Below are 24,648 nucleotides of genomic sequence, written 5' to 3'. Positions count from 1 at the left end.
GAAATATACATCCGTCCGATTATTGTTCGGAGCGATTCAACTGCTGCAGGTCTTTGGTTACTTTATCGACCATTTGAACAAACGTCGCCAGTTCTTGGGAGCGCGCCGCCTGGTTCTTGGCCTCCAGCGACGTCTGCTCCGATTCTTGCCGCACCGCCTTTAGCTTCTTCTCGATTTCGTTCAGCTTGCCGCTGATCCCTTCGAGAGCGTTGCGGGACGAAGACGCCAGCTTACGAACCTCGTTGGCCACGACTTCGAAGCCTCTGCCGTGCTCGCCTGCCCTAGCCGCTTCGATCGCCGCGTTCAGTCCGAGAAGATGTGTCTGGTCGGACAGCCCCCGGATCAAGGTTCCCATCTCCCCGATGCCTTCCAGCTCTTCACGCAGTTCGCCTAATAACGTATGCGTCAGCTCCTGGGAGTGCGATGTGGAGATAGCCGTAGCCGCAATCGACTGAGCGCCCTCGTCCAGCTCAACCATAAGCCCCGCCAGCTCTTGGACGGCGGTCGTCACTGTATGCAGCATGCTGGACCTCGAGTCGGCAAGCTCCTGAATCCGCTGCTGCTCGAACTGATTGTAAGCTTCCAGCACGAATTGCGAATCCAGATTGAACATCTTCGTTAACGCATGCACGACGGCTTGCCAGTTATTGGGGAGGATGCGCTTCAGCACGTCAGCCGCTATGTCGAGATAGTTCAGATAAGCGCCCAAGTACCAGCTTGTCGTAAGTCCGATACGGGAATGAACGGCCCCGATTCTAATGCGGTTCTCGATGAACGGCTCATCGATCAAACCGTCCGCAAGGGAAAGCCAATAGACTCTTTGCGTTTCCTTCAATCTATCGACATTGCTCACTCTGCCGATTAACGCCATAAGCTCGGGCTGCTGCTCGATTCTGTCGTAGAATCGATCGACAACCTCATTTACGATCTGCTCAAAAATCGGCCGATTCTCCTTAAGCAGCAGCAGGTCCTTCTCGTTAATGCCGCTGTAAGCTAACTGTTTCCGTCGTTCCGCGGATACGTTGATCAATCGGGATAACATCTCCTTAGCGCTATAATCATTATGATTTCATTATAGCGCCAATTCGACATTTTCCTATGACCTTTTTCTCTCAATCGCTAGATTGCTGGCCGAACTTGTCGAAAGCGTGAACGAAAAGCCTTCGCAAGACTTGCTCGCGAAGGCTTCTTCCGACTGCCGGAGGCTTAGCGGTTGAGCAGGCTTCCAACGTAACGCAATAGTTCGTTGGCGCACACCGGACAATATTGGTGCTCGTCGATCAGACGTTTCGTCACTTCGTTAATGCGTTTAAGCTGGCTTTCGTCCGGGGTTTTCGTGGAAGTCGTAATTTTGACGATGTCCTTCAAATCCGCGAACAGCTTCTTTTCAACCGCTTCGCGAAGCCGTTCGTGGCTCGTGAAGTCGAACTTCTTGCCTTTGCGCGAATACGAGGAGATGCGGATGAGAATTTCTTCGCGGAACGCCTTCTTGGCGTTCTCCGATACGCCGATCTGCTCCTCGATCGAACGCATCAGCCTCTCGTCCGGATCCATCTCTTCGCCGGTAAGCGGATCCTTGATTTTCGCCCAGTTGCAATACGCTTCGATATTATCCAAATAGTTCTCGAACAGCGTTCTTGCCGATTCCTCGAACGAATAGACGAACGCCTTCTGAATTTCCTTCTTGGCCAGGCTGTCGTATTCCTTGCGGGCGATCGAGATGAAGTTGAGGTAACGCTCGCGCTCCTCCTTCGTGATCGAAGGATGCTGGTCGAGTCCGTCCTTGAGCGCTCTCAGCACATCCAGTGCGTTAATGCACTGCATGTCGTGCTTAATCAGGGCGCTGGAAATCCGGTTGATGACATACCGGGGGTCGATGCCCGACATGCCTTCTTCGATATATTCGTTCTGCATTTCCTTCAAGTCGGCTTCCTTGAAGCCCTCGACCTCCTGGCCGTCGTACATGCGCATCTTCTTCACGAGATCCATGCCTTGCTTCTTCGTCTCCTTCAGCCTGGTCAGGATCGAGAAGATCGCGGCGGATCTCAGCGCGTGAGGCGCGATATGAATATGGCGCATGTCGCTTTGCCCGATGAGCTTGGTATATATTTTTTCTTCCTCGGAAACCTTGAGGTTGTAAGGTATGGGCATGACGATCATCCGGGACTGCAGCGCTTCGTTCTTCTTGTTGCTGATAAACGATTTGTACTCCGATTCATTCGTATGCGCGATAATCAATTCATCCGCGCTGATCAGAGCGAACCGGCCTGCCTTGAAATTGCCTTCTTGCGTCAAAGATAGCAAATTCCACAGAAACTTCTCGTCGCACTTCAGCATCTCCTGGAATTCCATTAAGCCGCGGTTCGCCTTGTTAAGCTCGCCGTCGAAACGGTATGCTCTCGGATCCGATTCCGAGCCGTATTCGGTAATGGTCGAGAAGTCGATGCTTCCGGTCAGATCCGCGATATCCTGGGACTTCGGATCGGACGGACTGAACGTGCCAATGCCCACGCGGTTATCCTCGGATATGAATACCCGTTCTACCATAACGTCTTCAATGTTGCCGCCATACTCCGTCTGCAGCCTCATCTGGCAGGATGGGCAGAGATTGCCTTCGATCCGGACATTCAATTCCTTCTCGATTTCCGGCCTGAGCTCGTGGGGGATCAGGTGCAGCGGGTCCTCGTGCATCGGACACCCTTTAATGGAATAGACAGCGCCTTTCTGCGTGCGCGAGAACCTCTCCAGCCCCTTTTTGAGCATCGTGACAATCGTCGATTTGCCTCCGCTGACAGGCCCCATGAGCAGCAGAATCCTTTTGCGGACATCGAGCCTGCGCGCGGCGGAATGGAAATATTCCTCCACCAGCTTCTCGACGGCCCGGTCCAATCCGAATATTTCCTGCTCGAAAAACTTATACGTTTTTCGGCCTCCGACCTCTTCGACCCCATAGGACTCGATCATTTCGTACACGCGTGCGTGCGCGGTCATGGCAGGGGAGGGATCCTTCCTCAGCAGCTCGATGTAATCCTTGAAGTTCCCTGTCCACGCCAGCCTCTCGCCTTCCGCCTGGTATTCCGATATCCGTTTAAAAATGTCCATGCTGTGCCTCCTCCCATCGCTTCCGCTTTCCGCCTTTGCTTCTCCGCACGGGAATGATTGAATACAACCTGACAATGACCTTGTGGCCCTTACTGATTTGTGAAGTATTACATAACTATGCTTATTCCAACCGGAAATTGCCCACAATTTTATTCAAGCTTCCCGCAAATCTCGGGCATGACGCGTTAGTCCTTTGTTATAATAGTGTAACGACGCCTTGTCGCATCTGGGGAGGAGAGGCTGAAGGTGGCAGTCAAACGCGAAGAAGAATTATATGAACCGATCAAACGATACTATGAAGAAAGAGGCTACGAGGTCAAGAGCGAGGTTATGCACTGCGATCTCGTCGCGATTCATGCCGAACGGGATGAAACCATAATCGTCGAAATGAAAAAGACGTTCAACCTCGCCTTGCTTCTGCAAGGGATTGAACGCCTTCGGATAAATAGCGACGTCGTGCTTGCCGTCGAACGCAACCGGAAGAAGAAAGGCGCGCATAATCAACGCTTCGGCGATTTGACGGAGCTGTGCCGTATGCTCGGACTCGGTCTCATGACCGTTACCTTCTACAAAACAAAACCGGCGGTCATCGATTGGCTTTGCGAGCCGGGCGATCCTCCAATCCGAGGAGTCCGCCACCGCAAGCGCGACCGTCTGCTTATGGAATTCAGGGAACGCAGCGGCGACTACAACGTCGGCGGCAGCACCGGCCGCAAGCTGGTCACCGCATACCGGGAGAAGGCACTGCGCTGCGCTTACGTCCTGCACAGCAAAGGCCCTTCCGCTCCGAGAGAGGTCGCCGCGGCAACCGGGTTCGCGAGAAGCGGCGAGCTGATGCGAACCAATCATTACGGATGGTTCCAGCGTCTTGAACGCGGCAAATACGCCTTGCTTCCGCAAGGCGTACAAGCTTTGTCCGATTACCGCGACGTGATCGCGGACTGGGTCCTTAGCTACGAACGGTAAATTCTCCGATCGCTTCCACGAGGCGCGCGACGCCATGTTCCGTTCGCGCGCCTTTGTTATGCGTATAGTTCAGGCGCATCGTATTGCGCTTGACGTTGTCCGCGTAGAACGAGCTGCCCGGCACGAAGGCGACGCCTTTCTGTACGGCGCAGCGGAGCAAGGCTTCGGCATCCAGACCGTCCGGAAGCTCCACCCACAGGAACATGCCGCCTTTAGGCGTTATCCAGCTCAGCTCCGGCAATGCCGCTTTCTTCAGCAGGCTTTCCATCTCCGCCATCCGCTCGCCGTATTCCTTGGAAATAAGCGCAATGTGAGCATCGAGATCAAACTTTTGAAGCAGCTGGCTGAGCACCTGCTGGTCCATCGTGCTGGAGTGCAGATCGGCTGCCTGCTTCGCTTTCGCGATCATTCGAATGACGCGGCTGTCGCCGATTGCCCAGCCCGTACGCAGAGCGGGAGCAACGGTCTTCGAGAAGGTGCTCGTGTACAGGACATGTCCGTTCTCCGCTTTCCCTCCCAGCGAGAAGAGGGAAGGGAACTGCTCGTCTTTGTTGAACTGAATGTCCCCGTATGGATCATCCTCGATAATGAGCATGCCGTTCTTCTCGCAGAGCTCAAGCATCTGCTTACGGCGCTCCAAGCTCCAGACGCGGCCGGTCGGATTGCCGAAGGTCGGAACCGAGTACAGCAGCTTCGGCTGATGTGTCCGGATCAGCTCTTCTGCCGATTCCGGGATAATGCCGAATTCGTCGCTTTCTGCGGCAATAACCTTAAGCCCTCTCATCGCGAACACTTGCAGGCTCGCCAAATAGGTAGGTCTTTCGACAAGAATCGCGTCGCCCGGCTCCGTCAACACCTGCACCAGCAGATCGATGGCTTGCTGGGAGCCCGTCGTAAGAATCATTTCGTCAGGGGTTACGTGCATGCCCTTGACAGCCATTCTCTCGCAGATCTGCTCCCTTAGAGGCAGATAACCTTCCGTCAAACCATATTGCAACGCCCCCGATCCCGCTTCGAATACGCGATCGGCCGCTTCACGGACCGCTTGGACGGGGAACAGCTCCTCCGCCGGCAGTCCGCCCGCGAAGGAAATCATATCCTTCCCTTGGGTCAGCTTCAATATATCTCTTACCGCCGATGACTTGAGCTGAGACACGCTTGATGAAAAACGGTATTCCATTCTTACCTTCCTCCTCCTAATACTCATATCCTCTATGTTAACAATGTGTTCACAACTTTTAAAGTTTTCTTTTTGATTCTTGTTGGTTATAATAAAGCTAGCTTACTGGAGGTGTCGAAACCATGAACTTTTTGATCGTCATGACCGTATTCGTTTTGTTTATCGTTGCAATCCTGACCAGCTCCTACAACGACGACAAAACGAAAGGTCTATAATTGGATCTTCGCAAGCACGTTTAACGCACGGCAAGTCAAGCAAACAAATGAAGCTTCCATGCTAAGCAAAGCTTAGTGCATGGAAGCTTCATTTCGTTTATGGAGCGGTTTGCCCGGTGCGACCAGGCAGACCGTTCCTCGCGACTAACGCTTCAAATAACCCATCTCGCCCATGCATTCGCCGCAAACATAGCGTTCCTTGAATTCGCGCACATCGGTCATCGAACCGCAGAAAACGCATTTGGGACGATAACGCTCCAGAATAATATGATCGCCTTGAACGAATATTTCAACGGGGTCGCCCTCGTTCATTAAATACCGTTTACGCAATGATTTCGGAAGAACAATACGTCCAAGCTGATCGACTTTCCTTACTACTCCTGCTGGTTTCATCAGATTCACCTCTTTTATGTCTATTTTGTAAGTAGCTTGAGAAACCTTTGCAGTATTAGTGTTTCGACGTATATTCGACAATTCCTTCCGTCTTCGTTAATTTCTAATATTCGCACAATTACTTCAATCCCGCATAACCAATCTGCCGGAAAGCCTCGTAAACAACAATTGCCGCGGAGTTTGACAGGTTGAGCGAACGCACGGCATCCGTCATCGGCATCCGTATGCAAGTATCCAGATTGGCGTCGATCAGCTCTTGCGGAAGACCTTTGGTCTCCTTGCCGAACACGAAGAAATCGCCGTCCTTATACGCAAATTCCGAATAAACCTTTGTCGCCCTTGTGCTTGCGAAATAGAAGCTGGCGTCCGGATGCAGGTCTCGGACCTCTTGGAATGAATCGTGATAATGCACGTTAACGGCATGCCAATAATCCAGCCCCGCGCGCTTCAGCGTCCGGTCGTCCGTGTCAAACCCCAGCGGTCTGACCAGATGCAGATGCGTGCCGGTTGCGGCGCAAGTTCTTGCGATATTGCCGGTATTCGCGGGGATTTCCGGCTCGACGAGTACAATATGAAAGGCCATGTATGTAAACTCCTTACGTTTTTTCTCGACTCATATTTTACATTCGTTTTACGCACCGTTAATCTCTGGAGAAACGTCAGCCTTCATAATGAATTTAAATTAGGAGGCAAAGGAGATTACCGCATGCGAAAAAAAATTCTGGTTGTGGATGACGAGCCATCGATCTCCATGCTGATCGAATTCAACTTAAAGCTAGCGGGGTACGATGTTAGATGCGTCAGCGACGGCGAAGCCGTATTCGATATGCTCAAGCCGTTCCGCCCCGACTTGATCGTCCTTGACCTCATGCTCCCAAAAATGGACGGGATTCAGGTGTGCAGAGAGCTTCGCAAGCAAAATAACGGCGTACCGATCATCATGCTTACTGCGCTACAGGATGTAACAGACAAAATCGCCGGACTCGACAACGGCGCTGATGATTATATGACCAAACCGTTCAGCCCGCAAGAGCTGATCTCTCGTATCCAAGCGATCTTCCGCCGACTGCAATCGCTTCCCGGAGGAACGGATGAGGTCGTCTTCTCGATAGGAAGACTTCAAGTCCATGCCGATCAGCGCGAGGTCTATCTGGACGGCAACCAGATCGAATTGACGCCCAAGGAGTTCGAGCTGCTTCTCTTCCTTTGCAAGCACAAAGGAAAGGTGCTCAGCCGCCAGCAGCTGCTGCATGGCGTATGGGATTATCATTTCCTTGGCGATACGCGCATCGTCGACGTCCACATCAGCCATCTGAGGGATAAGATCGAAAAAAACGCGAGAACCCCCGAATATATTATGACCGTTCGAAATGTCGGCTACAAGCTGAACGGCCCTGCCATCTCGAATGAATCGTCGCTTGCTTAAATTCGGCCATTCGCAATAATCTCTTCTTTTTGACGAAAACCGCCCTGCTTCCGACATGATCGAAAGCAAGGGCGGTATTTTGTCGTATGAATGTTAGCCGTTGCGCTGCTGGAAATCCTTCATGAATTGCGCAAGCGCCTGGCAGCTCTCAAGCGGAACCGCGTTGTAGGTGGAAGCGCGGAGCCCGCCTACGTCGCGATGACCCTTCAAGCCGACGAAGCCCTGCTGCTCGGATTCCTTGACAAACTGATTCTCCAGCTCTTCGCTGCCAAGACGGAACGTAATGTTCATCACGGAACGGCTCTTTGCGTCGGCGCAGCCTTTGTAGAAGCCGCCGCTGCCATCGATGGCGTCGTAGATCAGCTTTGTTTTGTCGCGGTTGTACTGCTCCATTTGAGCGACGCCGCCTTTGGCTTTGATCCACTTGAGCACTAGGCTCACCATATAAACCGAGAAGGAAGGCGGCGTATTGTACAACGATTTCGCTTTGGCATGCGTTTCATAGCGGAACATTGCCGGAATCGATTTCGGACTGCCTTGCGCCAGATCCTCTCTCATGATCACGACCGTTACGCCCGATGGTCCCAGGTTTTTCTGAGCGCCCGCATAGATGACTCCGAACTTGCTGACGTCGACCGGTCGGCTCAAAATATCGCTGGACATATCCGCTATGAGCGGAATGTTGCCCGTATCCGGAAACTCCTGGAACTGCGTGCCTCCAATCGTTTCATTGGAGGTCAGGTGCAGGTAAGACGCGTTAGCCGGCACAACGATTTCGGAGAGGCTTGGCACGCGCATGAACTTGTCGTCGGCCGTAGACGCGGCGATCACTGTCTCGCCGATCAGCTTCGCTTCCTTGATCGCTTTGTCCGCCCAAGCACCCGTATGAACGTATGCCGCAGGCTGCCCCTCGCGAAGCAGGTTCATAGGCAGCATCGCGAACTGCGTGCTGGCTCCGCCTTGAAGAAACATGACTTTATAATTGTTCGGAATTCCGAATAATTCGCGCATTAGCGATTGCGCTTCGTTATTGACGTCCTCGTACAGCGCGCTTCGATGGGACATCTCCATAATCGACATTCCCGCGCCATGGTAATCGACAAATTGCTCCTGTGCTTGCTGCAACACTTCCAGCGGAATTGCCGCCGGACCTGCGTTAAAATTATAAGCTCTAGCCATCCTGTCGTCCCACTCCCTCATCTTTGTACATGATATGGCTATGATAGCAAGTTTGAACGCCCGCTTCAAGGGTTCCAGAAAGAAAAACATTGAAAAGTCGAACATATTTCTTGTAAACTTCATTAATTATTCGGTTTTTGATCATCGCATAACAAAAAAAGAACGAGCCCCGGAGGGCTCGTTCCGATCTCTCGTCGAATTGCGATTAGCAACCGAAGTAGAGGCTGTATTCGTGCGGATGGATGCGGATGGAAACCGCTTTTGCTTCCGAACGTTTGAGTGCAACATAGTTGTCGATGAAGTCTTGGGAGAATACGCCGCTTTCTGTCAAGAAGCCGGAATCCGCTTCAAGAGCGTCAAGCGCTTCGTCCAAAGTGCCTGGGACGCTGCGGATTTCTTTTTTCTCTTCTTCTGGCAGATCGTAGATGTTCTTGTCGAACGGTCCGTAGCCCAGAGCGATCGGGTCAAGACCTTTCTTGATGCCGTCGAGACCTGCAAGCAGCATAGCCGCGAATGCAAGGTATGGGTTAGCCGTGGAGTCCGGCGTACGGAACTCGATGCGGCAGCCTTTTGGCGTAACGGCAGCGATCGGAATACGAACGGCCGCGGAACGGTTGCCTTTGGAGAATACCAGGTTAACCGGTGCTTCGTAGCCAGGAACCAGACGCTTGAACGAGTTCGTCGAAGGGTTCGTGATCGCGATCAGAGCCGGAGCGTGGTACAGAACGCCGGCGATGTAGCTCATTGCCAGCTTGCTCAGGTTCGCGTACTCTTTGTTGTCATAGAACAAAGGAGTGTCGCCGTCGAAGATGGAAGTATGCACGTGCATGCCGCTTCCGTTGTCGCCGAACAATGGTTTTGGCATGAATGTTGCCACTTTGCCCCATTGGCGAGCTACGTTGTGCACGATATATTTGTATTTCATCAGGTTGTCGCCTGTTTTGGTAAGTGTGTCGAAACGGAAGTTGATTTCCGCTTGGCCCGCTGTAGCAACCTCATGGTGATGGCGCTCTACGCGAAGGCCGGACTCTTGCATCAGGCGAACCATTTCGCTGCGGATGTCTTGTTGCGAGTCAACTGGAGCTACCGGCACGTAACCGCCTTTAACCGGTACTTTGAACGCCAGGTTGCCGCCTTCTTCTTTGCGGTTGGTGTTCCATGCGCCTTCTTCGGAATCGACGGAGAAGAAGGAAGTGTTCATCGAGCTTTCGTAGCGAACATCGTCGAAAATGAAGAATTCGGATTCAGGCGCGAAAAATGCTGTCGTGCCGATTCCTGTCGTTTGCAGGTACTCTTCCGCTTTCTGAGCGATGCTGCGCGGGTCGCGATCATAACGCTCGCCGTCCGGAGTGTGGATGTTACACATAATGTTCAAAGTAGGATGGCTTGTGAATGGATCGATGTAAGCCGTCTCTGTGTCAGGCATCATAACCATATCGGATTCTTCGATACCGCGGAAGCCCGGGATCGAGGAGCCGTCGAAAGCAACGCCGTTTACGAACGTATCAGCATCCACCTCTGTAGTAGGCAATGTGATGTGATGCGCGCCACCTGTAAGACCCACAAAACGGAAATCCACAAACTGAATGTTGTTTTCTTTGATTGTCTCCAAAACCTTTTGAACTGACATCTAAACTTCCTCCATTTCCGAACATTTACTGGTGTTTGAACTAAGAATGTTCAACAATTGCTCCAAATCTTGTTGTTATTATAAAACTCCCGTTTCCACTCCGTCAATAGCTATGTCAGGTATTTTTTATCGCCATGTCAGGTATACTTACAAGTTTGAACATCTGTTCACAATGACAGCGTTTTCTCCATGCAAAACGAAGCCCCGGCATCCTGTTTTCGGATGCCGGGGCTATAAGAAATCGTTATACGACTTTCCACTCTTTAAACGCTGCGGCTGGCTCTTTCTCCGTCTCGAACCGCTTGCCGACGATCGGCGCGAGCAGCGCCAAATCCTTCAGCAAGGCTGCGAATTGATCCGGGAACAGGGACTGTACGCCGTCGCCTGTCATGGAATTGTCGGGATCGGTATGCATTTCGATAATAAGTCCGTTGGCGCCGGCTGCAACCGATGCTTTGGCCATCGGCTCTACCAGCTCGCGTCGGCCCGTGCCGTGGCTCGGGTCCGAAATGACAGGCAGGTGGCTGAGAGATTGCAGTACCGGAATGGCGCTGAGGTCAAGCGTGTTTCTCGTGTAAGTTTCGAACGTTCGGATTCCGCGCTCGCATAACATGACATTCGGATTGCCGCCGGCCAGAATGTACTCCGCCGCGTTCAGGAATTCGTCGTACGTGGAGCTGAAGCCGCGCTTCAGAAGAACCGGCGTCTGGATCGTGCCCAGCTTGCGCAGCAGATCGAAGTTTTGCATATTCCGCGTTCCGACCTGCAGAATGTCGGCGTACTCCGCGCAGACGTCCACGTATTCAGGGGTCATCACTTCCGTAATCGTCAGAAGGCCGTGCTTCTTGCCGGCTTCCGCCATCATGGCGAGACCTTCGACGCCGATTCCCTGGAAGCTGTATGGCCCCGTTCTCGGCTTGAACGCCCCGCCGCGCAGCACCTGACCGCCAGCGGCTTTGACCAGTCTCGCGATCTCGTCGATCTGCTCAGGCGTTTCTACCGCGCATGGCCCGCCCATAATAACCAGATTATCGCCGCCGATCTTTACGCCTTTGATGTCGATAACCGTGTCGTCCGGATGGAAGTCGCGGCTCGCCAGCTTGTAGGATTTCGAAATTTTGATGACGTTCTCCACGTCCTTCATCGAGCGAAGATGCTCGGCGAGCGAAGGCTCGGCTTTGCCGATGATCCCGATGACCGTACGGTCGGTTCCTCTGGATACATGCGCCTGCACGCCTCCGTTCTCGATGACTTTTACGATTTCGTTCAGTCTTTCGTCCGCGATGTTGTTTTTCGTAATGACGATCATATGGATCTCTCCCTTTTATAGTTTGCGCCGCGTCTTTCCAAAACCATATGCGCGACGGGACATGCTTTTCCGCTTTTAAGCTTTTTGGCTTTTAAGCTTTTATGCTTTTAACCGCTAAAGTAACTATACAAAAAATAAAGGTGCGCGTCAATACCTCGCATAGATGAAGTTATCGATTCCGGGATTCAATGTCGCGAATACTGGTCAAAAAATAAAAAACGGGCCGGACTATAGTCCGTACCCGTCTAAAGCATGCCGCCCCAAGCAGTCTTACGAAGTCGTCTCCGCTCCGCCGGCCGCCTTGACCTTCACGTTCGGAAGGAGCTTATTCATGTTAATCGACCGCTTAATTTCCCAGGTCGAAGGATCCCTGTAGTCGTATTGCTCCAAGTAAGCAATGACTTCCTTCGTAATCGGCGTAGGCGTCGAAGCGCCGGAAGTGACGGCTACCCTATCGATTCCCTCCAGCCATTCCCGTTTGATTTCAGTAACGTCCGAGACGCGGTACGCCTTGACGCCCGCGATCTCCTCCGACACCTGAGCCAGACGATTGGAGTTATTGCTCCGCGGGTCGCCTACCACGATGCACAGCTGCGCCACACCCGCTTGCTCCGCGACAGCCTCTTGACGCACCTGCGTCGCAAGGCAAATTTCGTTATGCACCTCGGCGTGCGGATACTTCTCCTGCAGCTTCTGAATAATGTGGCGGATATCCCATTGCGACATCGTCGTCTGATTCGTAATGATCAGGCGGCCTTCCGGCACCTGCAGCGTCTCGATTTCTTCTTCCTTCTCGATAAGATGGACGTGCTCAGGAGCGACGCCAATGGCGCCCTCCGGCTCCGGATGGCCTTTCTTCCCTATATAAATAATATGATAGCCTTCCGCCGTCTTCTCGCGGATCAAATCATGAGTCTTCGTGACGTCCGGGCAAGTCGCGTCGACGACTGACAGCCCCTTCTGGCGCGCCCGCTCGCGGACCTCCGGCGATACGCCGTGCGCCGTGAAGATAACCGTGCCTTCTTCGATCTGATCGAGAATTTCGAGCCTGTTCGCGCCGTCGAGCGTAATGACGCCTTCCTTCTCGAACGCCTCGGTCACGTGCGCGTTATGGACGATCATGCCCAGTATATAGATCGGACGCGGCAGCTCCAAATTTTTGGCTGTCTGCAAAGCGAGCACCATCGCGTCGACAACGCCGTAGCAATAGCCTCTCGGCGATATTTTCACAATTTCCATATCCGTAACACCTGCTTTCTGGCAGACTCCATTCCGCGGTCGTACTACTCTTCTAACGAGTCTGCTTCTCCCATTATAGTCGAATCGACCCGCGCGGAAAAGTCTATTGGAAGCCAGATCGTAAATGTAGAACCTTCGTTCTCCCGGGTTACGACTTCGACCGAGCCTCCGTGCTCATCCAGAATCCACTTCGCGATCGATAGTCCGAGTCCCGTACCGACCGTCACGCCGCGCGATTCGTCGGCTCGGTAGAACCGATCGAAGATGTGGGGAATCTCATCCGGATTCATCCCGATCCCCGTATCTTTAATTTTCCAGCCGATATGCCCGTCCCCGCGTGCCGAGCTAAGCTCGACGTAGCCGCTTGGCGTGTATTTGAAGGCATTCTCGATGAATATAAACAACAGCTGCTGCAAATAATCGTGATTGCCGTAGACGTGAATATCCCGAAGCGCCGACAGATCGCCAACCCTCCACTCCGCGGTTCGCGGAAGCAGCTGGGATCTTCGGACAACCTCTTCCGTCAGCGGAAGCAGGGGAAGGATCCGCTTCTCCATCGCGTAGCCGGCGTCCGCACGCGCCAAAGCAAGAAGATCGCCAACCAGGGTGCTCATGCGCTTCGCTTCGGCCGCGATGTCCGACATCGCTTCGCTCGACATCTGCCAATGATCGGTCGTCAGCATAAGCCCGCCCGGCACGTCAGAGCCTCGGCCATCCTCTTCAGCCCGGCTCCACATCTTCTCTAGCAGATCGATATTGCCGCGAATCGTCGTAAGAGGCGTCCGAAGCTCGTGCGAAGCGTCGGAGACGAACCGCCGCTGCGCCTTGTACGCTTCATCGAGCTCGTTGTACGCCCGCTCCAGACGGGATAGCATCGAATTCAGCGTATTGGCCAACTGTCCGATCTCGTCCTTGGGGCCGTTATAGGGAATGCGGACGCTTAGGTCCGAGCCATTCTCGATTTGCCGGGTCGCGTCGATCACTTGGCCGATCGGTCGCAGCGCCTGACGAGCGATAAGCATTCCGATGGTGAAGGCGATGCCGACGACAAGAATCGAATAGAAGATCAACGTCGTCCGGAGTCCCGCTAAATATTTGTCTTCGTTATAGGTCAACGCTCCGACCTGGAGCAGCCCGACGAGTTCCCCATTCTGGGCCAGCGGTCTTTGATAGGTTAGTATATCGTATTTCGTTTTGCCGATGGTCAACGTTTGCTTTTTGAATTCGGCAATGGGATTTTCGCCCGATTCCGGGTATGAAATGAGCGCATTCTGCTGAAATAAATTCGTCGATTGTTTGATACCGCCTTCACGATAGTTAATCAGCTGAACGTACATATCTTTATCGACGATTCTTGATTGTCTGTCTATGTCTAAATCCAAAAAATTGCCGTTGACCCAAAAGGTGCTGCTGACGTTTAGCTGATCGCTCTGCACCTTGATTTGATCGCGCAAATCCTCGTACGTGTTCCAGTTCAAAAACACATAAACGCTTATCCCGAAAGCAAGCAGCGTCACCGCTAGAAGTCCCGAATACCATAATGTCAGGCGAAGCCGTATGGACATGCTCTTAACCTGCCTCTCCTCTTAGCACATACCCCGTCCCGCGCACGGTTTGGATGATCCGTTTGCCGCCGCCTTCCTCCAGCTTCTGGCGCAGCATCGCGATATAAACCTCGAGCACGTTCGACTCTCCGCTGAAGTCGAAGCCCCAAATTTTCTCCATGATGGCGTCGCGCGTCAGCACCCGCTTCGGATTCTGCATGAACAACAGCAGCAGGTCGTATTCTTTGCTCGTCAATTCGATCCGCCGTCCGGCGCGGTTCGCTTCGCGGGCGTCCATGTCCAGAATCAGATCCTCAAACACGATCTGGCTCCCCGCCTCCTCCAGCTTATCGGACTTTCTGCGCAGCAGAGCCCGCGCGCGGGCCAGCAGCTCTTCGAGGGCGAACGGCTTCACGAGGTAATCGTCAGCTCCCAGGTCGAGACCCTTGACCCGGTCAACGACATCGTCCTTCGCGGTCAGCATGAGGATCGGAACGGCGCTTCCGCTTTCCCTGACGCGCCGGCATACCTCCCAGCCGTCGATCTGCGGCATCATGACGTCAAGGATGAGCAGATCGGGATCGACCGTCAACAACGTTTTTAAGCCCTCCGCCCCGTTCGAAGCCGTCGTCACCTCGTAGCCTTCGAACGCCAGGCTGCGGCGGAGCATCGATATAATTTTTTCGTCGTCGTCCACGACTACGATATGCGGTCTCATATATTCGACTCCCTCTCCATCATATAAGAAGCGCAGAGCGCTTGCGCTCTGCGCTTCTCGCAGGTTAGCTGGTTATTCGACCCCGAATTCGTTGCGGTCGCCGATCTTAACGGTCAAATTCATCTCTTGGCCTTGGCGGATAATATTGAACTCGACTTCATCCCCTACTTTGCGGGACTGAATCTCTGCGATCAAGGCATCCGTCGTGTTCATCTCTTTGCCTTCGATGCCCAAGATGACATCATATTGCTTCAGTCCGGCGAGATAAGCCGGCGAGTTGTAATACACGCTTCTTACGAGCGAGCCCTGCGCTTTGTCGATGCCGAGCTGCTTCGCGATTTCATCGGTCATCTGGCCGAGCTCCGCGCCGATGAACGGCGCCGGTTCTTTCGGCACTTCCGTATTGTTCTTCAAGCTCTCGAGCACTTCCGTTATCGTGCTCGTCGGAATCGCGAAGCCGATGCCTTGCGCCTGCGAGCTTACCGCGGTGTTGATGCCGATAACCTCTCCGTTCACGTTGAGCAGCGGACCGCCGGAGTTGCCGGGGTTAATCGAAGCGTCCGTCTGCAGCAAGTGCTTGTAGTTCCGTTCGCCGTTCGCGTCTTGAATATCGATCGGACGTTCCTTGGCGCTTAGCACGCCGGCCGTAATCGTATGATCGAAGCCGTAGGGGTTGCCGATGGCGACGACCCAGTCGCCGATCTCGATGTCGTCGGAGCTGCCAAGCGGAAGCGTCGGGAATGCTTTCTCCCCTTCGATCTTGATGACCGCGAGGTCCAGATCGTAGTTGGAGCCGAGAAGCTTCGCCGTGAACGGCTTATCATAGCCCTGAACCGTTACGCGAATCTCGTCCGCGTCGCCGATCACATGCTGATTCGTCAGAATGTAGCCCGTCGAATCGAAGAAGAAGCCCGTTCCGATGCCGGATTGCTGCATTTGACCTTGCGGCTCTTCTTCCTGCGTCACGCCCGGATAGTTGTCTCCGAAGAACTGGCGGAAGAACGGATCGTCCAGCAGGCCGCCGCCGTTCGAACGCGACGCCTGCACATAAGTCTCTATCTTAATGACCGCGGGGCTTGCCTTCTCGAACAGATCCGCGAGATTGTCCGGACGCGCCGCTATCATAGATGCTGATCCGCTGTCAGTGCCGGTCGAGCTCCCCGCTCCCGAGGTGTTTCCTTCAGATTGAGTCGTTGCGGCCGTCTCGCTGGTCGGCGTGAACCAGTTGCGCACATCCGCCGTGTACATTAATCCCCCTACTACGAGCACCCCGGCAAGAAACGATAGGAACACGGATTTAAACGACGTGCCCCTCTTCTCTCTTACCTGAAAGGCTCCCTTGCCATTCCCCGAAGTCGTGAATGTCCGAAGCTGCGGCGGCTGCGCCAGAGCGGGCTGTTCTTCCGCCCCCGGGGCGCTGCCGCTTCTGTCTTCCGACGGATCGTACCCGTTCGCCTGCTGCGCCTGATTTCGTTCTCCGTTCAAAGGTCCATAGGTGTAATAATAGGAAGGCTTCGCCTGCTGCGCATCGAAGCTCCCGCCGTTCCGTTCCTCGCCGCCGCTTTGCTTCGGCTCCCCCGAACCTTCGGAACCAAAGAAATCGTCATACCCCTTTTTATTGTTCTGGTCTTCCATATGCGTTCTCCTCCGTTCATGTATCTTGGACGTTTATTTGAAAGATTTCGATTGATTAGTTCTATCATGCACATTCTACCTTAAAACAAACTTAAAAGGAATTTAAACGAACATAAAAAACTCTCCCAATTGAAGGGAGAGTCTCTTCGAAGCTTATAAAAAAAGATTTAATGGGCAATGTCCCTCTCGATTTCCCGAACGACATCCTTGGCTCGCTCCACCCATTTGCCTTCGATGTCGGCGTCCGGATTGACCGGCGCTTGGAACTGATCGAACATCGCGCCGAACAACCGGACGGAAGCTTCCGGGTCATTGCCTTCGTTGTACAGATGCTTAAGAACGTAAGGCGCGCCGAACCGGATTTGCGCGTTGTTCTCCGACAGCTCGCCGTCGATGTTGCCGTCCGTTACTTGGAACGGCAGCCTGAGCCATACCTTGTTCGACTCATCCAAAGCGCGGTCGAACGAGCCGCCGTCGTAATCCCAATTCCCGCCGAGCGTAAATTGATGCTCCTCAAGACGAACCTGCATTTCCGTAAACTTTTTCTCCTTGCCCTCGATTGCCGAATGGATGGGAATCATGCCGTCCTACCTCCACCTTTTCCTCTTATGCTAAAAGGTAGTATGTCCTCCGCCGGCTCCCCTTATCCCGCGATTCGGCTAAGCGCGATTGGCCCATCCCTTGCGGTGAGCGAGCACGGCCAGCTGGGTACGGTCCTCGAGCTCGCATTTCATCAGCAAGTTGCTGACATGCGTCTTCACCGTCTTGATGCTGATATGAAGCTCGTCCGCGATTTCCTTGTTGGACAATCCGTCCGCGATCAGAAGCAGCACTTCCTTCTCCCGTTCGGTCAAATCCTCGTCGCCCGATTGCGCCGTGCGCTTGCGCAAGCCGCGGGTCAAGGCCTGCGAGACGTCGGAGGTCATGACCGGCATTCCTTTGTAAGCTCCGGTGATCGCGTAGATCAGCTCCTCGGCGGATACGGTTTTGAGCACGTAGCTTACCGCCCCGGCTTCGATGGCCCCATATACTTTGTCGTCCTCCAGGAAGCTCGTCAGCATGACGATTTTCGTGCGGGGGTACTTCTCCATTACGGCGCGGGTCGTCTCGATCCCGTCCATCTCGGGCATCATCATGTCCATTAAAATAATATCAGGCCGCTCGTCCTCGCCATGCGAGTCCATCCATTTGATCGCCTCTCTGCCGTTGCCGGCTTCGGCAATGACGTCAAGCCTCGGCTCCAGCATTAAGTAGGTGCGGAGACCAATTCGGACCATATCATGGTCGTCCACAATCATCACTTTGATCGTATCGGAATTATTCATTGATTCTGCTCTCCCCGGTACATTTTCGGAATCGTAACTTTCACTCTCGTGCCGCTGCCGACCTTGCTTACGATATCGGCGTCTCCGCCCAGCTTCTGCGCTCTCTCCTGCATCGTCGACAAACCGTAGGAGCCGCCTTTCACCGCATCCGCCTTAAAGCCTTTGCCATCGTCCGACAGGATCATGACGACTTGACGCTCCGTATCGGCCAAGGTCAGCGTCACGCTCTCCGCCGACGCGTGCTTGACGACGTTCGCCATCGCCTCCTGCACGATAAGGAACAGCTGATGCTCCTTCGCTTCGGTCAGCTGCTCCGTCAGCCTCCACTCCATGGAGCCCTGCAAATTGTTTTGCCTGCAATAATCGGGAAACCACTTATCCAGCGCTTCCTGGAGCGTCCTTCCCTCGAGCTCCATCGGCCGCAATTGCGCGATAAAGTTGCGCATCTGCTTCTGTGCAAGATTCGACATATGAATCAGCTGGTCAAGGACGGAGCCCGCGCGGTCCTGATCGACTTGCTGCAGCTTCGGCAAGGACGACGCGCACATATGGATGGCGAACAGCTGCTGGCTGACGGTGTCGTGAAGATCCCTCGCCAGTCGCTTCCTCTCCTCCAGCACGGCGGCTTCATTCGATGCCGCTTCCGTCAATACCCGCTCCTCTCCCATTCGCTGCAGGAGCTTCATCTTCTCCTCCATCTGCTCCGCAAGCTCGTTAAACTCCCGGTATACCGGGAGGAAGGAGTGCTGGCCTTTGCCGTCTTCCGTAATGCGTACTTCGTAGTTGCCGTTTACCGCCTGCTTGAGCGAAAGATGGAGCGTATCCAGCCTTCTGCCGAACCGCTGCGCGGCCCAATAACCGAACGCGCCGCTCGACAGAAGCAAGAGGCATCCCGTCCATATTTTGAGCTCCAGCAGTCCGACATGCTCGCCCATCATATTCCATAAGAGAACCGCAAGAACGACGGTTACGATAGTGGCCAGGACGAACATGCCAATTAGCTCCCACTTGCCGCTTCGAAGGAAGCGAACCATCATCCTTTAGTCACCCCACCTTCGTCACTCGCGTATCGCCGATAAAGGTGCTGACGATCAGCTTGATTCTGCGATCCGATTCCGAGTATCTCGGAGATTGCGAGCTCACGTTCGTGAACAATCCGCCTTCCTTCTGCCCAAGCACCTTTACATCCCCGATGAAAGCGCTGGACACCACCTTGACGCCGAGCTCGAAGTCGTTAGGCACGTACACTTTCACGTCTCCGATAAAAGAAGAAATCGTAATTTTCGTTTCGCCGAGAGGAATTTGCGCTTTCGTCAGATCGAGCACCGTATCTCCGATAAAATGGCTAATATTCATCGGCTTGAGCTCCCAATAATCATGACCCATATGGATATCCCCGATAAAACCGGAACGGTTGATCACCGCCGAATCGTGATTCCACCATTCCACGTGCTCTTTGCGGTGTTCATGCCAGTGCTTCCGTTTCTTCCCGTACGGGCCTGCGCTCCCGTTCATGCCGTCCCTGTCGTCGCCGGACTCCCCGGATTTCCACGAAGCCGCATCTCCCGCCGGGTTATAGCCTTTGGGCTCCTCTTCCCCGCTTGCTCCGGTCGGATCCGGGTGAAGCGGCGGAGCCGGCGGAACCTTCTGCTCGTCTTGATAAGGCCGATACGATTTCCACTCGTCCGAAGGCGGCGCTTGCCTTCTTGGCTTGGGGCTCCAGATCATCCGCAATCCCACGAAAATAATGATCACCGGAATCAAGAACGGAATGATGTCGCCGACCGACCACGTCGTGAATCCCAAATTGTTGCCGAGGAACACGGTTCCTATAACGATCATTATAAGCCCCCACCAGCCGGAGCCCCCGTAAGAACGTCCGGCCAGCATCGAAGTTAAGCCGAAATAGATAAGAATACACGGCCAGAAGGTCGAGAACATCTCCCCGATGCTGAATTCCAAATAACCTAACTGTCGCAGCAGGAACGCGACGCCGAGTGAGATGACGACAAGCCCCGTGAACAGCCGGCTCGCAAAGTTTCCGTTCATACCGCACAACTCCTTATGCAACTTTTAAAAAAGCTTAATCTAAGTATACCTCTATCGTTCTTCCCCGCATAAGGGACGGCCGATTGAAATTGTCCTCGGTCTCGAGACGGAGTCTATTTCCATTTACTTCTATTTTCAAAAAAACACTATTGGAAAAGTCCGGAATCATTATAATTCAGCGTCCTTCAAAAGAAAAGAGGAACCCCGGAAGGTTCCTCTTTCATTCATGCTATCGGTGTAACGCAAATGTACGTTATTGCTGGTTATTGTTTTGGTTGTTTTGGAAAGCTTGGTTCGCTCTTTGGTTAGCAGCTTGATTGTTGTTAGCTGCGTTGTTTTGGTTGAATTCTTCTGCGAATTCAGCGTTAAACTTTTGGTTTTGAGCGGCTTTGTTGTTTTGTTTTTTCGCCATTGTTGTCACCTCCCCGTTCAAGTTTAGTATGGCAAACCCCCCGCTTCTTATGCGTCCTGACCGCCTTAATTTCCGTTACGACTCGAGGTAGGCCTGCGGGATCGGCTTGCCGACTTCAACCGCCTGATTGATGTCGTTCAGCCAAGACTGCGTCAGCTTGCCGGTGCCAAGGCGGAGCACCTGTACCTCTACATTGCGTTTACCCCACTGTTCGTATACTTCGCTGATCGTCTCGAAATAGAGATCGATGCGATTTCCCTTTATGGCCGAACCTGTATCCGCAACGACTCCATAGCCGTAGCCGGGGATATACAGCAGCGTGCCGATCGGGAATAGCTTAGGGTCCGCGGCAATCGTGGACACCTGATCCCGCCTAACCTTCACGCCGGAGTAGGTGATACCGTAACCCGGATGTCCCGGCTTCTTCCCGGTCGATTCGACGCCGGCCGTGTAGCCCGTCGCCACGACCTCAATGACATTTGGTGCGGACGATTTAGAATCCATTACTTGATAAGCCGCGGATTCCGCGGCAGCGCTCTGCAAGGCTGTTGCTTCTAGACAGATCATCAGCGCGAGACCAATCCCTATCCATTTCCTTGCGCAAAGAAAAAAGCTTGTAACCATCTGGGCAAACTCCTCCTCAGAAGAATATTGCCCCGACGGCTCAAGCTTTATGCGTAAATTGTCATTGTTTGGATGCGATATGATCTTGCAGGAACTGAATCAGGTCCCCGATCGCTTGAGTCCCGATATCGCCTTCGCCGCGCTTGCGGACAGAGACGGAACCCGATTGCATTTCGTTCTCGCCCACGACGAGCATGTACGGCGCCTTCTCGAGCTGCGCTTCGCGAATCTTGTAACCCAGCTTCTCGTTGCGAAGGTCGCTCTCTACGCGAATGCCTGCTTCCTGCAGACGTTCGGCTACCTGACGCGCGTACTCTTCATAGTTAGTCGAGACCGGGATGACTTTGGCTTGTACCGGAGACAGCCACAGCGGCAGAGCGCCCGCGAAGTTCTCGAGCAGGAAAGCCGTCATGCGCTCCATCGTGCTGATAATGCCTCGGTGAATAACGACCGGCCGGTGTTTTTTGCCGTCCTCCCCGATGTATTCGAGCTCGAAGCGCTCAGGCAGCAGGAAGTCCAGCTGCGCGGTAGAGAGCGTCTCTTCTTTGCCGAGAGCCGTCTTAATTTGAACGTCCAGCTTAGGACCGTAGAACGCGGCTTCTCCTTCCGCTTCGAAGAACGGCAGACCCAGCTCCTCGACGACCTCTCGGAGCATGCGCTGCGACATTTCCCACATCTCGTCGTTCTGGAAATATTTCTCGGTATCCTTCGGATCGCGGTAGGACAACCGGAAACGGTATTCCTTGATTCCGAAATCCTCGTAAACCTTGCGGATGAGATTGACGACGCGCGCGAACTCTTCCTTAATCTGGTCCGGACGGCAGAAGATATGGGCGTCATTCAGCGTCATCGCGCGCACGCGGTGGAGGCCCGTCAGGGCGCCGGACATTTCGTAACGGTGCATCGTGCCGAGCTCCGCGATGCGGACCGGCAGGTCGCGGTAGCTGCGCATGTCGCTCTTGAACACCATCATGTGATGCGGGCAGTTCATCGGGCGAAGCACGAGCTCCTCGTTATCCATCTGCATGACAGGGAACATATCCTCGCTGTAGTGCTCCCAATGTCCGGAAATTTTGTACAGCTCGACGTTGGCAAGCACGGGTGTATACACATGCTCGTAGCCAAGACGTTCTTCCAGATCCACGATATAACGCTCCATCGTTCTCCGGATTTTCGCGCCGTTCGGGAGCCAGAGCGGCAAGCCTTGGCCGACTTCGCGAGAGAACGTGAACGTCTTCAGCTCCCGGCCAAGCTTGCGGTGATCGCGCTTCTTCGCTTCCTCCAGGAAATGAAGATGCTCGTCCAGCTGCGCTTTTTTCGGGAACGCCGTGCCGTAGATGCGCTGGAGCATTTTATTTTTGGAATCGCCCCGCCAGTAAGCGCCTGCTACGCTAAGCAGCTTGAACGCTTTGATGCGGCCGGTGGACGGCAGATGCGGTCCGCGGCAAAGGTCGAAAAATTCACCTTGATCATAAATCGTGATCTCCGAATCCTCCGGCAAATCGCGGATCAGCTCCAGCTTCAGATTATCGCCGAGCTCCTCGAATATGCTCAGCGCTTCATTCCGGCTGACGACTCTGCGCCGAATGTCCAGATTTTCGCCGACGATCTTGTTCATCTCTTTCTCGATGGCGCCAAGATCGTCCGGCGTAAGCGATTGCTCCATATCGATATCGTAATAGAAGCCGTCTTCGATGACCGGACCGATGCCGAGCTTAACATTCTTCTCGCCATAGACGCGCTTAAGCGCTTGGGCAAGCAGATGCGCCGTGCTGTGACGGTAGACCTCCAGTCCGTCTGCCGACTCGACCGTGACGATCTCGATCGCGGCATCCTTCTCGATTGGCGTATATACATCGACGACCTTGCCGTCCAGCTTGCCTGCGATTGCGTTCTTCTTCAAGCCGGAGCTGATCGAACCCGCCACGTCTTCAATGGTTGTCCCGGCTTCGAATTCTCTTACGGCGCCGTCCGGGAATGTTACTTTAATGCTCACTACTCATCATCCTCCTGATTTGCTGGTCAAGCGAAGCGCGGAAGCGCACAAAAAAAAGCACGCGTCCCGCAAAGGGACGAGTGCTTGTATACTCGTGGTTCCACCCTACTTCAACCGTCCCGTGATCCATCGCTGAATCCCGAACAGTCCTCGTATATCCGATAACGGGGATCACCGGTACGGCTTACAGCTGCTCTTCTAAAGGTAGTCCAAAAAGTCCACTTTTGATTCAGCCGGAACAAGCGTATGCTTTCGAAGTATGTTTACTCCGTAAACATTGCAGGTGCTCACGTAGCTTCCACTACGCTCCGCTCCTCATTTCCTAGCTTCATCCAATCTTCTCGGTGCTGAAAACCGGACTTTTTGAACACGCATTTCCGAACGGGCAGGTTCAACCGTACAGCTACAAGAGGGGTATACTCGACCGCGTCAAGGAAGGAACTTTCAGCCCGGGTTCCTCTCTCTGGTCCTAGCGCATTGACGAATACATGTCTCTTGTCATTGCTGTTCTACATTGTTGCCCTCATTATATCTCCAGCGGTCGTTACGGTCAAGCGCTCGTTCTATGGCTGAATCCATTCATCCAGCGTGCTGGAGCAGGACGTACACTTCACGCAGACGTTCACTCGGCCGTCGAAAATCGTTTCGATCGTGCGGACCACCTGCATGTCGGGATTTCTGGTATGCACCGTAATTTGCTTCGGCGACACGGAGATCAGCGAGCTGATGACCATGTCCTCGATATTCATCTCGGTCTCGAGCATCTCCGCGACGATGCGGTCGGCCGGCGGCTTCGGATCAAGCGTCTGGAAGCTTTCGTTATACAACGTAAATTCATGTCCGCCCTTGTGCAGCAAATGCACGATGGGCACCTTCGTCTCCTGAAGCTGGACAAAATATTTCAACAGAGAGATAAACTCTTGATACTGTTTATCAAGCACGTATTCGTCCAGCGCGTATTCCACGATCTCGGCCAGCTCGTTGCGATAAGGCAGGAGCCGGAAGGCAAGAAATCCGCCGATATTGAGGATCGTGTTTTCTTGCAAATGCTTCTCGAGCTCGTCGGAAACTTTGTTTTTCCTTCTTGTCCGGTCCGCCTCGTGGAACCGGCTGCCGAGCGATTCCCACTCTTTGCCGTGAAGCAGCTCATGACAATACTTTTCGATGATCGCCGCATCCATCGAAGGGTTGTTTTTGTACTTCTTCTTGATAATGAACGACAACAGCTCCGGCTCCAGCTCGCCAATAACAAATTCCGCGATCGCGTCGGCCGTAGCTTTGTACACGGCGGATCCATCCCTTTTGAGCTGGAAATCGGCCGGGGACGCCTCGCAGCGAATGCGAAGCGGCCCTTCTATATGAAACTCCACTCGCGCTGACGGAGAGGGCTTCCGTTTATGTAACTCGGCATTTACATGCTCCGTCAGCAGCTCCCGCAGCGTTTGAAGCGATCCGTCATGATTCGAAGGCAATGTTACCGTAAACAAATCCATGCGCTCACCCCTTTCCTTCCGTTACAGTATATGGTCCGGCGGCGGCGTATATACAAAGAAGAGTTTGGCATGTCCACTCGCGCAAAAATCGAGTAGGAGGGGGCGGCTAGCCCCCGTCCTCTCACACCACCGTACATGCGGGTCCGCATACGGCGGTTCCAAAAGGTTAACAAAGTTCTAAATAACGAGAAAGTAAACTTTTCAGCCCTTTCG

At 53.6% G+C, this 24,648-nt stretch carries 22 protein-coding genes; 2 read left to right on the top strand and 20 right to left on the bottom strand.

Going from position 1 to position 24,648, the window contains the following annotated elements; genetic code table 11:
- Nucleotides 1-19: 19 nt before the first annotated feature.
- Nucleotides 20-1,030 (bottom strand): globin-coupled sensor protein, encoded by a 1,011-nt coding sequence (locus NQZ67_RS29190; protein WP_257452927.1) that lies wholly within the window; start codon nucleotides 1,028-1,030, stop codon nucleotides 20-22.
- Nucleotides 1,031-1,206: 176 nt separating this feature from the next.
- Nucleotides 1,207-3,102 (bottom strand): PrkA family serine protein kinase, encoded by a 1,896-nt coding sequence (locus tag NQZ67_RS29185; RefSeq protein ID WP_257452925.1) that lies wholly within the window; start codon nucleotides 3,100-3,102, stop codon nucleotides 1,207-1,209.
- Nucleotides 3,103-3,348: 246 nt separating this feature from the next.
- On the opposite strand from NQZ67_RS29185, the gene NQZ67_RS29180 reads away from it, so the two are divergent.
- The gene (locus NQZ67_RS29180; RefSeq protein ID WP_257452923.1) at nucleotides 3,349-4,068 is read left to right on the top strand and encodes a DUF2161 family putative PD-(D/E)XK-type phosphodiesterase; all 720 of its coding nucleotides are present in this window, start codon (nucleotides 3,349-3,351) and stop codon (nucleotides 4,066-4,068) included.
- Here NQZ67_RS29180 and NQZ67_RS29175 read toward each other — a convergent pair.
- From NQZ67_RS29175 to trmL, 3 genes are all read right to left on the bottom strand, one after another.
- Nucleotides 4,052-5,248: an aminotransferase-like domain-containing protein gene (locus tag NQZ67_RS29175; protein ID WP_257452921.1), complete on the bottom strand. Its 1,197-nt coding sequence runs from the start codon at nucleotides 5,246-5,248 to the stop codon at nucleotides 4,052-4,054. The genes NQZ67_RS29180 and NQZ67_RS29175 overlap by 17 nt on opposite strands.
- Nucleotides 5,249-5,607: 359 nt before the next feature.
- Nucleotides 5,608-5,856: an AbrB/MazE/SpoVT family DNA-binding domain-containing protein gene (locus NQZ67_RS29170; protein WP_257452920.1), complete on the bottom strand. Its 249-nt coding sequence runs from the start codon at nucleotides 5,854-5,856 to the stop codon at nucleotides 5,608-5,610.
- A gap of 118 nt (nucleotides 5,857-5,974) precedes the next feature.
- Nucleotides 5,975-6,439, bottom strand: coding sequence for a tRNA (uridine(34)/cytosine(34)/5-carboxymethylaminomethyluridine(34)-2'-O)-methyltransferase TrmL (gene trmL / locus NQZ67_RS29165; protein WP_257452918.1), 465 nt, complete (start codon nucleotides 6,437-6,439; stop codon nucleotides 5,975-5,977).
- A 123-nt stretch (nucleotides 6,440-6,562) separates the two neighbouring features.
- Between trmL and NQZ67_RS29160 the strand changes: the two genes are divergently transcribed.
- Complete coding sequence (locus tag NQZ67_RS29160) at nucleotides 6,563-7,282, top strand: response regulator transcription factor (RefSeq protein ID WP_257452916.1); 720 nt, start codon at nucleotides 6,563-6,565, stop codon at nucleotides 7,280-7,282.
- Between the two features lie 93 nt (nucleotides 7,283-7,375).
- On the opposite strand, the gene serC is transcribed toward NQZ67_RS29160, so the two are convergent.
- From serC to NQZ67_RS29085, 15 genes are all read right to left on the bottom strand, one after another.
- Nucleotides 7,376-8,461 (bottom strand): 3-phosphoserine/phosphohydroxythreonine transaminase, encoded by a 1,086-nt coding sequence (serC, locus tag NQZ67_RS29155; RefSeq protein ID WP_257452915.1) that lies wholly within the window; start codon nucleotides 8,459-8,461, stop codon nucleotides 7,376-7,378.
- Between the two features lie 205 nt (nucleotides 8,462-8,666).
- A complete protein-coding gene (glnA, locus tag NQZ67_RS29150; RefSeq protein WP_257452914.1) occupies nucleotides 8,667-10,091 on the bottom strand; it encodes a type I glutamate--ammonia ligase in 1,425 nt (474 codons plus the stop codon).
- A gap of 244 nt (nucleotides 10,092-10,335) precedes the next feature.
- Nucleotides 10,336-11,400 (bottom strand): 3-deoxy-7-phosphoheptulonate synthase, encoded by a 1,065-nt coding sequence (aroF, locus tag NQZ67_RS29145; protein WP_257452913.1) that lies wholly within the window; start codon nucleotides 11,398-11,400, stop codon nucleotides 10,336-10,338.
- A gap of 270 nt (nucleotides 11,401-11,670) precedes the next feature.
- Entirely contained in the window at nucleotides 11,671-12,639 is a 969-nt protein-coding gene (locus NQZ67_RS29140) for a 4-hydroxy-3-methylbut-2-enyl diphosphate reductase (protein WP_257452912.1), read from the bottom strand.
- A 44-nt stretch (nucleotides 12,640-12,683) separates the two neighbouring features.
- Nucleotides 12,684-14,204 carry a sensor histidine kinase gene (locus NQZ67_RS29135; protein WP_257452910.1) on the bottom strand — a complete coding sequence of 507 codons (1,521 nt, stop codon included), beginning with the start codon at nucleotides 14,202-14,204 and terminating at the stop codon, nucleotides 12,684-12,686.
- A 4-nt stretch (nucleotides 14,205-14,208) separates the two neighbouring features.
- Nucleotides 14,209-14,901: a response regulator transcription factor gene (locus NQZ67_RS29130; RefSeq protein ID WP_257452909.1), complete on the bottom strand. Its 693-nt coding sequence runs from the start codon at nucleotides 14,899-14,901 to the stop codon at nucleotides 14,209-14,211.
- 72 nt (nucleotides 14,902-14,973) lie between these two features.
- Nucleotides 14,974-16,536, bottom strand: coding sequence for a S1C family serine protease (locus NQZ67_RS29125; RefSeq protein ID WP_257452908.1), 1,563 nt, complete (start codon nucleotides 16,534-16,536; stop codon nucleotides 14,974-14,976).
- Between the two features lie 167 nt (nucleotides 16,537-16,703).
- Entirely contained in the window at nucleotides 16,704-17,117 is a 414-nt protein-coding gene (locus NQZ67_RS29120; protein WP_257452906.1) for a YugN family protein, read from the bottom strand.
- Between the two features lie 78 nt (nucleotides 17,118-17,195).
- Nucleotides 17,196-17,861 carry a response regulator gene (locus tag NQZ67_RS29115; protein ID WP_257452904.1) on the bottom strand — a complete coding sequence of 222 codons (666 nt, stop codon included), beginning with the start codon at nucleotides 17,859-17,861 and terminating at the stop codon, nucleotides 17,196-17,198.
- Nucleotides 17,858-18,898, bottom strand: a complete 1,041-nt coding sequence (locus NQZ67_RS29110) for a sensor histidine kinase (protein ID WP_257452902.1) — start codon at nucleotides 18,896-18,898, stop codon at nucleotides 17,858-17,860. Before NQZ67_RS29110 ends, NQZ67_RS29115 begins: the two co-directional genes overlap by 4 nt.
- A gap of 7 nt (nucleotides 18,899-18,905) precedes the next feature.
- On the bottom strand, nucleotides 18,906-19,910 hold the full coding sequence (liaF, locus tag NQZ67_RS29105) for a cell wall-active antibiotics response protein LiaF (RefSeq protein ID WP_257452900.1): 1,005 nt from the start codon (nucleotides 19,908-19,910) through the stop codon (nucleotides 18,906-18,908).
- A gap of 253 nt (nucleotides 19,911-20,163) precedes the next feature.
- Nucleotides 20,164-20,322 (bottom strand): hypothetical protein, encoded by a 159-nt coding sequence (locus NQZ67_RS29100; protein WP_257452897.1) that lies wholly within the window; start codon nucleotides 20,320-20,322, stop codon nucleotides 20,164-20,166.
- A gap of 75 nt (nucleotides 20,323-20,397) precedes the next feature.
- Nucleotides 20,398-20,946, bottom strand: a complete 549-nt coding sequence (locus NQZ67_RS29095) for a 3D domain-containing protein (RefSeq protein ID WP_306813134.1) — start codon at nucleotides 20,944-20,946, stop codon at nucleotides 20,398-20,400.
- Nucleotides 20,947-21,007: 61 nt separating this feature from the next.
- Nucleotides 21,008-22,942 carry a threonine--tRNA ligase gene (gene thrS, locus NQZ67_RS29090; RefSeq protein WP_257452895.1) on the bottom strand — a complete coding sequence of 645 codons (1,935 nt, stop codon included), beginning with the start codon at nucleotides 22,940-22,942 and terminating at the stop codon, nucleotides 21,008-21,010.
- A gap of 563 nt (nucleotides 22,943-23,505) precedes the next feature.
- Nucleotides 23,506-24,435 carry a putative sporulation protein YtxC gene (locus NQZ67_RS29085; protein ID WP_257452893.1) on the bottom strand — a complete coding sequence of 310 codons (930 nt, stop codon included), beginning with the start codon at nucleotides 24,433-24,435 and terminating at the stop codon, nucleotides 23,506-23,508.
- Nucleotides 24,436-24,648: the final 213 nt, after the last annotated feature.

The sequence above is a fragment of the Paenibacillus soyae genome (assembly GCF_024623455.1).
GTDB lineage: Bacteria > Bacillota > Bacilli > Paenibacillales > Paenibacillaceae > Pristimantibacillus > Pristimantibacillus soyae.
The sequence above is the reverse complement of the archived record's forward strand: the minus strand, read 5'-3'. Positions and strand labels throughout refer to the sequence as shown.